Source organism: Myxococcales bacterium (genome assembly GCA_016706225.1).
Lineage (GTDB): Bacteria > Myxococcota_A > Polyangia > Polyangiales > Polyangiaceae > JADJKB01.
In genome coordinates this window covers 160290-174555 of record JADJKB010000010.1, presented here as the reverse complement: position 1 = coordinate 174555, position 14266 = coordinate 160290, and the positions used below count along the sequence as shown (strand labels likewise).

11 protein-coding genes and 1 tRNA gene are annotated in these 14266 nt (G+C 68.4%); 8 read left to right on the top strand and 4 right to left on the bottom strand.

The window, feature by feature from the left end; translation table 11 throughout:
* Nucleotides 1-184: 184 nt before the first annotated feature.
* Nucleotides 185-1390, bottom strand: a complete 1206-nt coding sequence (locus IPI67_18675; protein ID MBK7582217.1) for an AgmX/PglI C-terminal domain-containing protein — start codon at nt 1388-1390, stop codon at nt 185-187.
* A complete protein-coding gene (locus IPI67_18670) occupies nt 1369-2652 on the bottom strand; it encodes a VWA domain-containing protein (protein MBK7582216.1) in 1284 nt (427 codons plus the stop codon). Before IPI67_18670 ends, IPI67_18675 begins: the two co-directional genes overlap by 22 nt.
* Before the next feature lie 180 nt (nt 2653-2832).
* Between IPI67_18670 and IPI67_18665 the strand changes: the two genes are divergently transcribed.
* Nucleotides 2833-4323, top strand: a complete 1491-nt coding sequence (locus IPI67_18665; protein ID MBK7582215.1) for a hypothetical protein — start codon at nt 2833-2835, stop codon at nt 4321-4323.
* Nucleotides 4324-4359: 36 nt separating this feature from the next.
* Here IPI67_18665 and IPI67_18660 read toward each other — a convergent pair whose 3' ends face one another.
* Nucleotides 4360-5181 carry an EI24 domain-containing protein gene (locus IPI67_18660; protein ID MBK7582214.1) on the bottom strand — a complete coding sequence of 274 codons (822 nt, stop codon included), beginning with the start codon at nt 5179-5181 and terminating at the stop codon, nt 4360-4362.
* Nucleotides 5182-5275: 94 nt separating this feature from the next.
* Here IPI67_18660 and IPI67_18655 point away from each other — a divergent pair, with 94 nt between their 5' ends.
* The 6 genes from IPI67_18655 to IPI67_18630 all read left to right on the top strand — a co-directional run bounded on the left by IPI67_18655 (nt 5276) and on the right by IPI67_18630 (nt 13101).
* Nucleotides 5276-7330, top strand: coding sequence for a serine/threonine protein kinase (locus tag IPI67_18655; GenBank protein ID MBK7582213.1), 2055 nt, complete (start codon nt 5276-5278; stop codon nt 7328-7330).
* Between the two features lie 128 nt (nt 7331-7458).
* On the top strand, nt 7459-9402 hold the full coding sequence (locus IPI67_18650; protein MBK7582212.1) for a protein kinase: 1944 nt from the start codon (nt 7459-7461) through the stop codon (nt 9400-9402).
* Between the two features lie 59 nt (nt 9403-9461).
* A complete protein-coding gene (locus IPI67_18645) occupies nt 9462-9869 on the top strand; it encodes a response regulator (protein MBK7582211.1) in 408 nt (135 codons plus the stop codon).
* 75 nt (nt 9870-9944) lie between these two features.
* Entirely contained in the window at nt 9945-11360 is a 1416-nt protein-coding gene (locus tag IPI67_18640) for a glutamine synthetase (protein MBK7582210.1), read from the top strand.
* Nucleotides 11360-12496 (top strand): iron-containing alcohol dehydrogenase, encoded by a 1137-nt coding sequence (locus IPI67_18635; protein MBK7582209.1) that lies wholly within the window; start codon nt 11360-11362, stop codon nt 12494-12496. Before IPI67_18640 ends, IPI67_18635 begins: the two co-directional genes overlap by 1 nt.
* Nucleotides 12497-12870: 374 nt before the next feature.
* A complete protein-coding gene (locus IPI67_18630) occupies nt 12871-13101 on the top strand; it encodes a hypothetical protein (GenBank protein ID MBK7582208.1) in 231 nt (76 codons plus the stop codon).
* A gap of 631 nt (nt 13102-13732) precedes the next feature.
* Here the strand turns inward: IPI67_18630 and IPI67_18625 are convergent.
* The gene (locus tag IPI67_18625; GenBank protein MBK7582207.1) at nt 13733-13990 is read right to left on the bottom strand and encodes a hypothetical protein; all 258 of its coding nucleotides are present in this window, start codon (nt 13988-13990) and stop codon (nt 13733-13735) included.
* A gap of 115 nt (nt 13991-14105) precedes the next feature.
* On the opposite strand from IPI67_18625, the gene IPI67_18620 reads away from it, so the two are divergent.
* A tRNA-Gly gene (locus tag IPI67_18620) sits at nt 14106-14178 on the top strand.
* Nucleotides 14179-14266: the final 88 nt, after the last annotated feature.

Below are 14266 nucleotides of genomic sequence, written 5' to 3'. Positions count from 1 at the left end.
ATCAATTGTCTGCCGCGAACGGCGATCGTCATTGCCGGGCTACGCCCAGATCGCGCGCGACCTTCCCACAGGCCGAAACTTCGGCCAAGCGACAAAAACGCGCTTGTGGCAGGAGACGCACGAGTCGCCCTTTTCGGCTCGCCGAGCCTGGGAACGCCACGCTCGCCGAGTTAGTCGCGCAAATTCAAGGTGTTGAGGCGACCGGCTTCACCGGCTCGCGGCCCAAACGCACGCCCAGCTCGAAGGCGGCCGGCCGAAGTTTTCGCTCCGGAAAGCGCATCTGGCTCACGGCTCCGGTCAGACAGCGGCTCACCTCGCGGTCCGGGAACCGGCTCTCGGTCTCCCTCGCGCCGGTGACCTTGCCCGATTGAGAGAGTTCGATGTGGAGTTGCACGCGCCCCCAGAGTCGAAGATCGCGCCCAAGACCCTCGGCGTAACAGTTTGCGAGGGCGTCGCGCTCTGCCTCGACGATCCGGAGCAGCGCTTTGGAATCAAGCTCTTCGTCCGTTGCAGCGGCGGGTTTGCCCGGCAGCGACGGCAAGAGCGCATCGCCGGGCCACAGCTGGACCGAGAGCTCGGCGCTGATTCGGCGGGGCGGCGGCAGGAGCTCGATGTCTCGCGTCTTGTCGACGATGCATGCGACCACCTCGGCCGGCGTCAGCTTGCTTCGAATCACGCGGGGCGGGCCGATGCGTCCCGAAGCATCGACGTCGAAGCGCAGTACCGTCTCGCCAGCCTTCGGTTTGTCACCGGCCTGGAGCGCCCGCTCGAAGCACAGGCGGTAGGGCCAGTAACCCAGCTTGCGCGCACGCGCGAGCAAGCTCGTTTCGCTGAGCACCACGATCCGCTTGCCCGTTCGGCGGTTGATGGGCGCGCTCTTTTGTAGATGCCCGGCCGTCACCCGCACATCGACCTTGACCCGGGTGCCCGGGTGGAACCCCGCTCGGTTCGATGGGAAGGCGGGGTCGGCGGTGCCGCCGAGGTTCCAGCGTGCGAGCTCCTCGTCGTGCGCACCAGCCGCGACGCTGCCCTTCGGCCGAGGCCGCGCCCACGCCAGGTAGGGCGTTTCGATCACGAGCCACGGCGCCGGCGCTGGTTTGGCCTGCGCGTCGCTGGTCGCACCACCGGCTCCCGCGTCGCCGTCCGCGCGAACGTCTGGTTGGGCGTCGCTGGGCGCTGACGGGGCGTCGCGCTCCGCCGGAGCAGGCTCGACGGCCGCGGCAATTGCGCGCGACGCTGTGGGCGTGGGGGTCGCGGCCTGGCTGGGCCCCGCCGGTTCTGCGCTGCGCACACACGCGCCTTGGATCGCCAGGGCGGTGATGCACCCGACCAACAGCAGGGCCGCCGGTCGCGCGCCCGGCAGCGGGCTCAGCGAATGTCTTGCAGGCACCCGAGGTCGAGCTCGATCTTGGCGTTCGGTTTCTTGGCGTCGTCACACGCCGAACCGCACAGGAAGATCTTCGACTTGTCCGCGCTGAACTGCCAGCCGTTGGCCTTGTCACAGGTGGCCGAGTTGTCTTGCGGAACCTCGGTCCCAGTGACCTTGACCTTCACGTCGTTGGCATTGATCTTTTTGCCCGGCGGAGCCTTGGGCACTGCGACCTCGCAGGAGAGCACCGTGCCGCTGATCTGCTGGAGCGCTGCCTTCAGGTCGGCGCTGAAGTTCGCGCTCTTGGTCATGTCGAAGTGGCAGTCTCCGGCATCGTTTGGCGTCGCGTTGTGGGTGCAGGTCGCGGTCTTTGCGGTCCCGCCCTCGTACGCGATCTGGGAGAGCAGCGCGCGGCCGTTCTCGCTGCCCGGGACGCCGATCACGAAGGTTCTGATGTTGACCAGCTGGGCGGTCTGGACACACGGCAGCGAGCCGGGCGCATTGGGATCACACGCTGTCGTCAGCAGTTTCGGTAGCTCGCCCGGCGCGCAGGTCTCGAACCCGTCGGTCAGCAACACCACGAACAAGTTGCCCGTCAGAGTTCCACTCTTCAGCAGGTCGTAGAGGTGCGCGTAGGACAGGATGGTTGCGCCGGCCAACGGGGTCTTGCCCTTGGGCGTCACGCCGCCCAGGAAGTTCTTCAGATCCGTGACCTGCTGGACAACGAGGGGTTGGATCGGCACATCCGGAGTCTGCGTCACGTTGCAGTCGCTGGCAGGTCGCGGAAATACGACCATGCCCGCGCTGGTGGTGCCGGCGAGCGCCATGTCGTCGATCGCTTGCTCGAGCGCGGTCTTCGTCAGGGCCCACTTCGTCGGTTTGGTGGTGTCGATGGGTGCGGGGAAGTTCTCACACTGCGTCGACGCCTGACCGTCGGACGGCAGGTTGCAGTTCATGCTGCCGCTGCGGTCGATGACCAGGAGCAGGTTCGCAGGCACCAGGTCGCTGTTGACGACGGTAGAGGCGCACGCATCGCCCTGCGCTCCACCGGTGTTGCTGCCGCCCGACCCGCCGAAGCTGATGCCACCGCCGGTGTTGCCACTGCCGCCTCCCGCGGTGCTGCCGCCGGTGCCACCCCCGGCCCCGCCGGTGCCACTGGAATTGCCGGCGCCGCCGCCGCCGGCGGTGCCGCCACCCTCGCTATCGGACGAACACCCGACGTAGGTCAGGGCCAGGGTGATCGAGAAGCTGAGCGCAAACCTGCGATACTGGCGCGAGTGCACGGCGGGGACTCCTTGGGTCAGGCGGCGGGAACAGCCGGAAAAAGGCCGCCCGTCGTGAGCCAAACTGTAACACGCTTTCGAGCCTTGGCGCGCGGTGCGCAGTCGGGACACGGGGGTAGTTGAACCCCGACGCCTCTCGGGCGAAAGTCCCCGGGCGACGCAAGTGGAGGAGAGTGTGGGATGACGGACGCAACGACTCAGGGTGGGTTCGAGCACGGACAGGGGTTCGTCCCCGGTGAGGTCTCGGGTGCGTTGGGCCTTGGCCCCCTCGAGCAACAGTACGAGGAGCTGTTCGCGGAGGTGCTCGCCGACGGCATCATCACCGCCGAAGAGCGCCAGCGCCTGGAGAAGGCCGCGGACAACATGGGGCTTGACCGGCGCCGCCTGCTGCGCCTGGAGCAGGCCATCATGGCGGCGTACGAGACTCACCACAAGGTGCACGTCATCGAGCACTACGAGGAGCCGGCTGCGTCCCTGGCGCCGATCCAGGTCGAGGCCGCGGGCGACGCCGGGCGCGCACTCCTGCTCAAACGCATCGAGCAACTCGAGGGCCGGGTGCGCGAGCTGGAGGACGAACTCAGACGCGCACAGGCGTCGATCAACGTCGAAGTGGACCTCACGGATCTCGAGGACTCGGTGGAGGACGCCGGCGAAGATCCGGAAGACGCCTGGCGGCGTGTGCGCCGTGACCCGCTGAGCGTCAGCGCTCTGCGGCAGCTGTTGCGGATCTACTCGGCCAAGTCCGAGCTCGACAAACAGTGGTGTGTTGCCCAGGCTCTCGTGGCGACCGGCCACGCGAACGACGCAGAACGCCAGCTGTTCGAGAAACATCGAACCCAGACCTTGATCGCGCCGCGGGCGGGGATTGCCGCGCAGTCCTGGTACGAGTGTGTCTTTCACCCCGAAGAGGAGGTGTTGACGGGTCAGATCTTCGGGGTGATCGCACCGGCAATCTTGCTGGGGCGCGTGACGGCGCTGCGCCGCGAAGGCAAGTTGCCGGTGCTCAAACCGGAGCTGAAACAAGATCCCGCCAAGGCCACCGTGACGGCGGTCCGTGCACTGCCATGGGGCGCGGCGATCTTGGGGCTGCCCGTGCCGCCGATCTTCCTCGAGAAAGATCGCGATGCGGGGTACGAGCACATCCCGGGCGTGCCGCCGGTCACGTTCATCGGCAAGCGGGTACTGAGCGGAAAATCCCAGCTCGAGCACGCCTTCCTCGTTGGGCGCCACCTGTCCGGCTATCGACAGGAGCACTTCGTTCGCACGATGTTCTCCGCGGTCCCGGATCTCGAAGATCTGTTCCTGGCCGCCTTGACCATCGGCAATCCGGGCCTGCCCATCGCCGAGGACATGAAGCGGCGCGTGGCGCCGATTGCCGCGGCGATCGAACCGGTGCTCGAGGCGCAGCAAAAGGACGCACTGCGCGGTCACTTCCTGCGCTTCGTCGAGGAAGGCGGCCGCACCAACCTGCAGCGCTGGTCGAACGCGGCGGAGAAGACCTCGGCCCGGGCCGGCATTGCGCTGTGCAACGATCTGCCGTCGGCTTTCGGGTTGCTCGAAGCCGAGGAGGGCAAACACGGTGAGATTCAGCGTGACCTCATCTCGTTCGTGACGAGCGACCGGTATTTCCAGCTTCGCCGGCGGATGGGCATCGCGGTCGACCTGAGCTGAGGTCAGCGAGCGTTTCGGGCACGGGCGAGCGAGCGGCTAGCGCGCGAGTTCGGGCGGCGGGTTGCTCGAAACGTCGGCGCTCACCCGACGCGGAAGTTCGGGCAGAAGCTCGGGGGAAGCGTCGAGAATGCGCCACACGAGCGCCGTGGCCGCAGCGACCCCCACCGGCAAGAGCAGCACACCGAGGCAGGGCAGCCAGAACAACATGGCAAACGCCAGCCCGAATCCCAGAGCGGCCGCCTTGTTGCGCATCACCAACCGCAAGCGGTCGCGCATGCGGACGCCGCGGAGCGTGAGTGGGTAGTCGAACAAGTTCCACGCGAGCCCCAGGGCTGAGACGAGCGCGCCGAGCGGTGCGGTCACGAAGACGGCCGGGGCGAACGCGAGCTCGACCGCCCAGAGCAGCGCCAAGATCGGGACGGCAAACAGCGCGGCGACCGCCTGGGCGCGAGCGCCGCACCAGATTTCGGTGAAGAAACCGAGCGGGCGTCGGGATGGGATCTCGAGCGATTGCTCCGCCATCCCGACGATCTTTTCGAGCGCTGGTGCCGACAGAGGCGGGGTCAACATCAGGGCAATGAGCAGGCCGAGGAGCGCACCGAGGATGGCGCCGATCCAAGACAACCCGCCGGCTGCCGCTCGCCCGTACCAAGTCGATGCGTCGCCGAGCCAGCTCGCCACCAGGGTGCGGGCGCCCCGGACCGCTGCCCAGGATAGGACCACGGTGAGGAGGGTGAGCACCCCGGCCGGCACCCAAGCGTAGGGCCAGCTGCGCGGCGTGCGCAGCAGAAAGCCGAACCCGGACCCTACTGCGCCGAAGCCCGCTCGAAACCCGGGGCGCGAAAGCGGCCGCTGCACGCGGCCCACTCTAACCATCTGGGCACCGCTCGAAAGAGCGAAAGTACTCAATGGGCTCCGTCTGGGCCCGCTCCCGCGCTATGGTGGCGGCAGCATGGCCGTCGACCTGTTCGGAATCGTGGGGACCGTCATCGCGGGCACCTACGAGGTCGAGGCGGTCGTGGCCGAAGGGGGCTTCGCGGTCGTTTATCGCGCACACCATGCGGGCTTCGGCGCCAACGTCGCGCTCAAGTGTTTGAAGCTCTCGCGCAAGGTCGGTCCCGAGCGGCAGGCGGAGTTCCTCGCCCAATTCAAGGCGGAAGCGGCGCTGTTGTTCCAGCTCTCCTCGAGCATTCCGACGGTCGTGCGGCCGCTGCACATCGATGCGCTCACCACCAAAGAGGGCACTTTCGTCCCGTACATGGTGCTCGAGTGGCTCGAAGGCGAGACCCTGGCGGCGATCATTCAGCATCGCGCCGATGACAACCTGCCGCCGCCGCCGCTGAAGAAGCTCGTGCGCTTGCTCGGCCCCGTGGCGCAAGCTCTGGCGCGGGCCCACGACTTCACCGCCGCGAACGGTACGGCCGTGTCGATCGTGCACCAGGACATCAAACCCGAGAACATCTTCGTTGCCAGCGTGGCGGGTGAGCAGGTGGTGAAAATCTTGGATTTTGGCGTGGCGAAAGCCCAGAGCGTCGCCAGCCAGGTTGCGGGCGCGAGCGCGTCCGAGCGCAGCGGAGGTCACTCCTTCACCCCCGCCTACGCCGCTCCCGAGCAGTGGGCACCCGACCAGTACGGCGAGACCGGGCCGTGGACGGACGTCTGGGGTCTGGCGCTGTCGCTGGTCGAGGCGATGGCGGGCCGTCTCATCATCGATGGCGACATCCAGACCATGATGGCCATCGCACTCGACCCGGTCGCTCGCCCAACTCCGATCAACAACGAGGTCGAGGTCAACGAGGAGATCGAATCGGTGTTCGAGCGCGCGTTAGCGCTCGAACCGAAGCGCCGTCACGCCCACGTCGGGGAGTTCTGGGATGAGCTCCTCACCGCCCTCGGCATGAAGGAAGGGCATCGGGACGCCCGGCGCGAGGTGGGCGCGCTGCTTCGTGAGGAGCGCGTGGAGATGCTCAAGCCGAAGCCGAAGGGCGCGGCGCTGGCGCGGCTGAAGCTCAAGCCCGCCTCCGTCCCGAAAGCGCCGCTCGCGCTGCCAAAACACCGGCTCACGATCGATGATCCATTCGAGCTGGATGAGCCGTCGTCGCCGGAAGACGAGCTGCAGCCGCTGCTGGCCCGGACGCCGGCCCGACCGCCGCGCCCGGCGCCGAAACCATCACTCGAGCTCGCGCTCCCGCCATTGCCGGCGGGCGCCGCGTTGGCCGCGGTGCCGGATCCGCGCATGACGCTGCAAGCGCCAATCGGCGCCGACCTGGATGAGCCGGGTGAATCGCTGATCGCGCTCGGGGATCTCGAAGCTTCAATCCCATCCGTCCCCCCTCCGCCGGGACCGTCTAGCCTGGAGGCGGCGATCCCGTCGATGGCACCGCAACGCGCAGCTTCGCCCACGCCGGAACCGCGTGTCGCGGCGCCGCCCAGCGAGCAGCACGCGTTCGAGCTGGAGATCCCGGTTGCGCCTCGAAAACTCGGGCATCAGACCGCACCGCTGATGAACCGGAGCGCGCTCGACGTCGATGCGTTGGCTCCGTCGGTGCCGCCGAGAGAAGACCTCGAAGCGTCGCTTCGGCCCGCACCCCAGCAGCAGGCTCGGTCGTTTGGCGCCGACATCGAGCTCGGCAACGACGCCCCACCGGTGCGAGTCGATCTCCGTTCCGACCTTCCACCCCGCATCGCCCCACCACCGGAGCTGTCGTTCGAACGAAAGCCTCAGACGCGGCCTGCGCCGCGGCGCCCGCCGCCCGGCCGAGACTCCCAGCACGGCCTGGACGAATCAGCGGAGGCGTCCAAACGTAGACCGAGCATGCTTGGCGTCGGGATCGGATTGATCGTCGCCGCCATTGCGGTGGCGCTCGCTGACCGCGCGCTCCGAAACGAAGACGGCAGCTCCTTCGTTTCACTTGGGCCAGTGAGCCCCACGGTTGCGGCAGGTCTGCTCTTGGCGGTGGGTGTGGGGCTCTCCATCTTTCAGCTCCTGCCTCACGACGAGCAGTGAAGTGGCGGGGAAATTCCCTCGAAACGCTGACCTCGCCACGAGAATCGGGCGAAGAAGTCCAGCCGCCACTCCAAATTTGCTAGCCTTGGGGCGGCAGCGGCGGGCGGGCGCTCGGGGCTCGAGGGACCATGGTTGAGGACGTCTTCGGAATTGTCGGCACGACGCTAGTGGGTGCCTACAACATTGAAGCGGTCGTCGCTGAAGGCGGATTCGGAGTCGTCTACCGGGCGTACCACTCCGGGTTTCGCGCCGCGGTTGCGGTCAAGTGCCTGAAGGTTCCGCAGCAGCTCTCCAGCGTGCAAGAAGAACAATTCCTCGAGCAGTTCCGCGCCGAGGCCGAGCTCCTGTTTCGCTTGAGCGCGAGCATTTCCACCGTCGTTCGCCCGTTGCACGTCGACGCCATCACGCTGCCGGACGGCCGCTTCGTGCCCTTCATGGCGCTCGAGTGGCTGGAGGGCGAGACGCTGGACGCAATCGCGCAACGGCGTAGAGCCGAAGGGCTGCCCCCGATCCCGCTGAAGAAGCTGGTGCGCATGCTGACGCCGGTCGGGCGCGCGCTCGGGCGTGCGCACAATTTCCAGGGAGACAACGGGCCGATCTCGATCGTGCACCGGGACTTGAAACCCGAGAACATCTTCGTCGCAAATGTCGCCGGTGAAGAGGTCGTGAAGATTCTAGACTTTGGGATCGGCAAAGCCAAGAGCATGGCGAGCCAGGTTGCGGGTCGGGCGAGTCAGAGCGATGGCGCGCTCAGCTCCTTTTCGCCGGCCTACGGCGCACCGGAACAATGGGTTCCAAAGCGGTTTGGTCAGACCGGGCCTTGGACGGACGTCTGGGGCATGGCGCTGACCATGGTCGAGGTAATGGCGGGTCGGACCATCATCGACGGTGATCAGGCTGGCATGATGGGAACGGCGCTCGACCCCAATCGCAGGCCGACGCCGCGGAACGAAGGACTCGACGTGCCGGACGCGGTGGAGGAGGTCTTCGTCCGCGCAATGGCCGTCGATCCGCGTGAGCGGCAGGCGGACGCCGGTGTGTTCTGGGACGAGCTGACGGCGGCGCTTGGCATCCGCAACGAGCAACGCGATTCGCTGCCTGTGCGAGACTCTCGCGCCGAGGGCGGTGCTGCGCCGCGGATCGAGACCATCGAGGCCGCGCTCAGCCCGCGCATGCGGGTCGCAAGCGGCGCGCGCAAGCTCAGCAGCGCGGGGCTGCCCGCGCAGGCCGCGGCGGCCTCGGGTGTGTACCCGGAGTTTTCGCAGCGCCCGTCCCAACGTCCGCCGAGCGGAGGCATGGCTGTCCCCGATCTCGAACTGGGCAACATCCCGGATCTGCAGCAAGGTCCCATGCCGCGGCCGCCCAAGAGGTCGGAGCGTCCGCCCGCCTACGCCCGTGCGCTCGAGTTCGACGACTCTCCTTCTCAGGTCAGCACCCTCGGGCTCGAGGTGGACTTGCCCGACGGGGAGCGGCCATCGCTGCGCGTGGCGCCTCCCGGCGGTAGCCGTCCGGATTGGCCGGCCGTGGGCGGCGCCGGCGGCAGCCGCCCGGATTGGCCGGCCGCCGGCAGCCGCCCGGATTGGCAGATCCCCCAACCGCCCGGGGCCGCCCAGGAGTTCGACTCGCGCCGCCATATCAGCTCTGCGCAGATGCCGGCGGTCAACGCATCGGGGCGACCCCAGAGCGGGGCGTATCCAGCGGTCGCCAGCGTGCCGCCGCCCTCACACCAGGGGCTCGGGGCTCACAGTGTCCCGCCGGCGTCATCAGGCGGCATGCGCTCTCCCCCAAGCCTGAGGCCTGGGTCGAGCGGCGCGAACTGGCCGCAGGCTGAGCTGCCGCCGCTACCGTCCCGCGCTGGCAGCGGGGAGCACAACGTGGTTCGACGGGTACTGCCGGGGGCCATTCTGGTGCTCGCGAGCATTCTCATGACCCTTGCGGACCAGTGGTACGCGGCGTCTTCCGGCGAGGTTTTCAGTCTGGGACCGGTGCGGGCGACCTGGATTGCTGGCCTCTTCATGCTGGGCGGAGTGGTGCTCATCGCGGTTCGCCTCATTCCCAGTCAACGTCCCTGAGCGCTTGGCGTCCGCCGCTCGGTTGAGATAGTATTTCCGTCAGGGAAGAGGGGTGTGAAGTGGGACAGGCAGCGAGCCCGGTTCTGTCACCGGCGTACATTTGCCGGGTACTGGTCTGCGACGACGAAGATCGCCTGGCCGATCTGACGGCGGCGCTGCTGCGGCACTTTGGCTTCTTCGCCGAGGCTGTGGCGGATGGCGCCCGCGCCGTTGCAGCGATGCGGGCCGAACCTGGCTTCGACGTCCTGATCTTGGATCTCAATCTTCGCGGGACGTCTTCGGCCGAAGTGATCCGCGCCTTGCGCGACGACGGGGGTCTGGCCCGAGTGGTGATCACCAGCGGCTATGCCGAAGAGGACGTGCCCGTAGCGCTGATGCAGGAGCCCAACGTGGTCGGCTACCTGCCGAAGCCCTATCCGGCTGAGCGGCTGGTGGCGACGGTGCGTGAGGCGTTCGAAGACAGCTGAGCCGCGGGCCGGGAGAGCGCTCGAGGCTTCGGTGATTGCGACGCGCGGGGCGCTCCGCTATTGCCATGCCTCATCATGGCGACGAAGAAGAAGACACGACGCGTGGCCAAGCCCAAACCAGCGTCCGCAGTTCGATTGCCCGATGGGCACTCGTCGCTGGTCGCAGATCTCTCTCGCGAGGGGATCACGCGGGCAAAGATCGGGGGCTTCGATCTCGACGGCGTGCTGCGCGGCAAGTATGTCTCGCTCGACAAACTGAGCTCGGCGCTAGGGTCGGGGTTTGGGTTCTGTGACGTCATCTTCGGCTGGGATGTCGTGGACGTGTTGTACGACCAGGCGCGCGTCACCGGTTGGCACACCGGCTATCCGGATGCCCATGCCGTCCTCGACCCGAGCACGCTGCGCATGCTGCCCTGGGAGCCCGGCGTCGTCGCCATGCTGTGTGACTTCAGGGACGCCAAGGGCGCGCCGCATCCGGCCTGTCCTCGCTCGCTCCTGCGCCGGGTCATCGCGCGCGCCGACAAATTCGGATTGACCGCCAAGTTCGGTGCGGAGTTCGAGTTCTACTTCTTCAAGGAGACGCGGGAGAGCCTCCACGAAAAAGGATTTCGCCAGCTCACGCCCCTCGACCCGGGGATGTTTGGTTACAGCTGGGTCCGCTCGGGACAGGACGCGGACCTGATGCGGGAAATCATGGACGGCCTGAAGACCTTCGACGTGGAAATCGAGGGGCTGCACACGGAGACCGGACCCGGGGTCTACGAGGCGGCCATCCGCTACGATGACGCGCTCCGGGCGGCCGACAAAGCTGCGCTGTTCAAGACCGCACTCAAACAAATTGCACACCGGCACGGCCTCAGTGTGACCTTCATGGCGAAGTGGAACGCCAACTTGCCGGGCTCGAGCGGCCACCTGCATCAGTCGCTGTGGAGCGGCGACAAGAACGCGTTCTATGATGCGCGCGCAGCCCGGGGAATGTCGGCGCTCTTCCGCTCCTACATCGCCGGTCAGATGGCTCTGATGCGTGAGCTCACGGCGCTCTATTCGCCGACCATCAACAGCTACAAACGCTACGTGCCCGGAGTGTGGGCGCCGCTCGTCCCGAGCTGGGGGGCCGACAATCGCACGTGTGCCATTCGCTTGATCGATCTGGGTAACCCCAGGTCGCAGCGGGTCGAGTATCGCCAGACCGCCGCGGACATGAATCCGTATGTCGCAATGGCCGCCTGCCTCGGCGCGGGGCTGTGGGGAATAGAAAAGAACCTGGCGCTGCCGGCGGAGTCGAAGGGCGACGCGGGAGATGGCGCCGCCGAGCGCCTGCCCACCACGCTCCATGAGGCCAACCAGCTGCTGGCCAAGAGCAAGGCCGCGCGGGCAATTCTCGGCGCGGAGTTCGTCGACCACTACGTGCGCACCCGAGACTGGGAGGTGCGCGCCTTTGACCGAGCCGTCACGAGCTGGGAGCTCGAGCGTTACTTCGAGGTGATCTGATGCCGACCATTTGGAGCTTTCCGACGCGGGTAATTTTTGGTGCGGGCCTGGCTGACGGGGCGGGCGACGAGGCTCGGCTCGCGGGTATCACGCGCGCACTCCTTGTCACCGACTCGGGTGTGCGCGGCGCAGGGTTGACCGAGCGCATCGAGGCCGCGCTCGCCCGCGCCGGCGTAGAGACCGCCGTGTTTGCCGAGGTCGAATCGAACCCGAGCGAGGCCAACGTCGAGGCGGGCGCCCGAGCTTTCGCCGAGCATCGGGGAGACGGCATCGTGGCCGTCGGCGGCGGCTCACCGCTCGACTGCGCGAAACTGATCGCCGTGCGCGCGCGGACCGCGCGCCCGTGGGAGGAGCTCGACGACGCCATCGATGGCGGCGTGCACATCCCCAGGGACGTTCCGCCGGTGATCGCCGTGCCGACTACCAGTGGTACGGGGAGCGAGGTGGGTCGAGCGGGAGTCTTGACCGTGAAATCCTCAAACAAAAAGACGGTGATCTTCGCTCCCCAACTTTTGCCCAAGTGCGCGATCTTGGATCCGGAGCTGACGTTGACGCTGCCCGCGGCCGTGACGGCCGCGACGGGCTTCGACGCGCTCACCCATTCCATCGAGGCCTACCTAGCCACCGGGGATCATCCGATGGCCGACGCCATCGCGCTGGCAGGCGTGGATCTGGTGGTGAACAACATCGAAACGGCAGTCGAGTCGGGCGGTGACCTCGGAGCGCGGGGTGCGATGATGAAGGCCGCCATGATGGGGGCGGTGGCGTTCCAGAAAGGCCTGGGAGCGTGTCACTCGCTGGCACACCCGCTGTCGAGCGAGCTCGGGATGCATCACGGCCTGGCCAACGCTTTGTGTCTACCTGCCGTGCTGCGCTTCAACGAACAAGCAGTGCTCGAGCGTGTGCTGCACCTGTCGCTGCTCATGGGTGGCGAGGCCGACGAGGGTGGCGGCGCGGCGGCGGTCCGGAGCCTGCGGGCCCGGGTCGGGCTTCCGGGCGGCCTCGCCGCCGGAGGTGTGAAGCCGGACGTGCTCCCTGCGCTCGCGGAGAAGGCGTTCGTGGATGCCTGCCATCGCTCGAATCCGCGCAAGTGTTCCAAGGATGACCTCTTGTCGCTCTACCGCGCGTCGATGTGAGACGCGCGCTAGAGCGCCGAACAGGTTGAACGTCGTTTGTTTTCCGGGACTTGCAAGGTGTTCGGCGCTCGCGCGCGGAGCGCGCACGGCCGAAGGCCGGGGGTTTGGGGCGCAGCCCCAACGTAAAGATCCTAGAACACGAGCAGCGCAAGCTGATCGGTGTTCTAGGGATCGCGAGAAACTTTTCCATTGCCGGGGCGGCGTGCGAGGGCAGGGGAGGCTCGGATCCAATCAGGCAACAAGGGGGGCGGGCCCAGCGTCCGCTCGACGAATCCATGCGACGAAATCACCGCCAACCGACTCTTCTGCCCGAGACCCCTCAGCTCCTGGCACGCGCCCGCCGACACCGCCGCCGCGGCGAGCACCGGCGCGCCATGTTGGTGTTGCGGGAGGTCTGCTACGCCGAGCCGGAAGATGCGCGACTCTGGACGCTCTACGCGGTCTCGTGCCTGCGCGCCGGGCGGCGCGACGAGGCATTGTCTGCGCTGAGGCAGGCGCTCTGGCTTCGCCGCAGCGAGCAACACACCGGCAAAGCGCGCGTGACGTCTGGGCTGCTGGCGGCAGTCTTGGCGGGGAACGACACCCTGCGCCTAGCAGCCGCGTAGTCGACTAGAGCGCCGAACAGGTTGAACGTCGTTTGTTTTCAGCGACTTGCAATGTGGTCGGCGCTCGCGCGCGAAACGCACGGCCGAAGGCCGGGGTTTGGGGCGCAGCCCCACGTGAGTCCCAGGGCCGCCGCCCGGGGGGGGGGGGGGGGGGGGGGGGGGGGGGGGGGGGGGGGGGGGGGGGGCGCCCCGGGGGGGGGGGGGGGCGGGGGGGGGGCCGGGGGGAGGGGGGGGGGGGGGCGGAGGGCGGGGCGGGCGGGGGGGGGGGGGGGGCGGGCCCCCGGGCGGGGGGGGGGGGGGGGGCCGGGGGCGGGGGGGGGGGGGCCGGGGGCCGGGCCGCGCGGCGGGGGCGGGGCGGCGGGGGGGGCGGCCGGGGGGCGGGCCCGGGGCGGGGGGGGGGCGCGCGGGCGCCGCCGGGGGGCCGGCGGGGGGGCCGCGCCCGGCCCCGGGGGGCGCCCCGGCGCCGCGCGGGGGGGGGGGCCGGGGGGCCCCCCCGCGGGGGGGGGGGGGGCGGGCCGGGGGGGGGGCGGGGCGGGGGGGGCGGTGCTGGGCGGCGGGGGGGGGGGGCGGGCCCGGGGGGCGCGGGGCCGCCCGAACACGAGCAGCGCACGCTGATCGGTGTTCTAGGCCGTCAGCTCCGGGGCGCTTGTTCGATGAACGCCAGGCCTCCGGCGTCGAACGAGCGAACGGTGTTCCTGCCGCACAGCGAGCAGGCCCAGGCGATCTGAAACGATTCGGCCTTCGGCTCGATGGTGTGCGCGGGCGCGGAGCGGGTCTTGCCCCGGCGGCGGTCGCTGGCAAACCCACGAACCACGCATTGGTTCTCGTCCAGCTCCGCCGAGAGGCGAGCTTGGCATTCACAAGCTGAAGTGACGGTGGCGAGCTTCACGGCTGTCGGAGCATTAGTGGGCGCTTTGTGGCCGGTCAAGCGGGACTGTTTGGGGTCCCGAAGGTTGGGGGCTTTGCGGGCTCGACAATGGGCGCTATGCTCGCGCCTCGACATTGCGGGAATAGCTCAGCTGGTAGAGCACAAGCTTCCCAAGCTTGGGGTCGAGGGTTCGAGTCCCTTTTCCCGCTCGAAGATTCGAGGGGCGCAGAGGCCGCATGGCGAAGCCCCGCCGACGCCCCCTGGGCCGAAGCAGAAGAAGCCGGCGGCGAAACCCTG

What these genes read in the sequence shown, in the direction of transcription:
- IPI67_18630 (MBK7582208.1), top strand. Translation starts at nt 12,871, where the DNA reads ATGTTGGTGTTGCGGGAGGTCTGCTACGCCGAGCCGGAAGATGCGCGA.
- IPI67_18635 (MBK7582209.1), top strand. Translation starts at nt 11,360, where the DNA reads ATGCCGACCATTTGGAGCTTTCCGACGCGGGTAATTTTTGGTGCGGGC.
- IPI67_18640 (MBK7582210.1), top strand. Translation starts at nt 9,945, where the DNA reads ATGGCGACGAAGAAGAAGACACGACGCGTGGCCAAGCCCAAACCAGCG.
- IPI67_18655 (MBK7582213.1), top strand. Translation starts at nt 5,276, where the DNA reads ATGGCCGTCGACCTGTTCGGAATCGTGGGGACCGTCATCGCGGGCACC.
- IPI67_18650 (MBK7582212.1), top strand. Translation starts at nt 7,459, where the DNA reads ATGGTTGAGGACGTCTTCGGAATTGTCGGCACGACGCTAGTGGGTGCC.
- IPI67_18665 (MBK7582215.1), top strand. Translation starts at nt 2,833, where the DNA reads ATGACGGACGCAACGACTCAGGGTGGGTTCGAGCACGGACAGGGGTTC.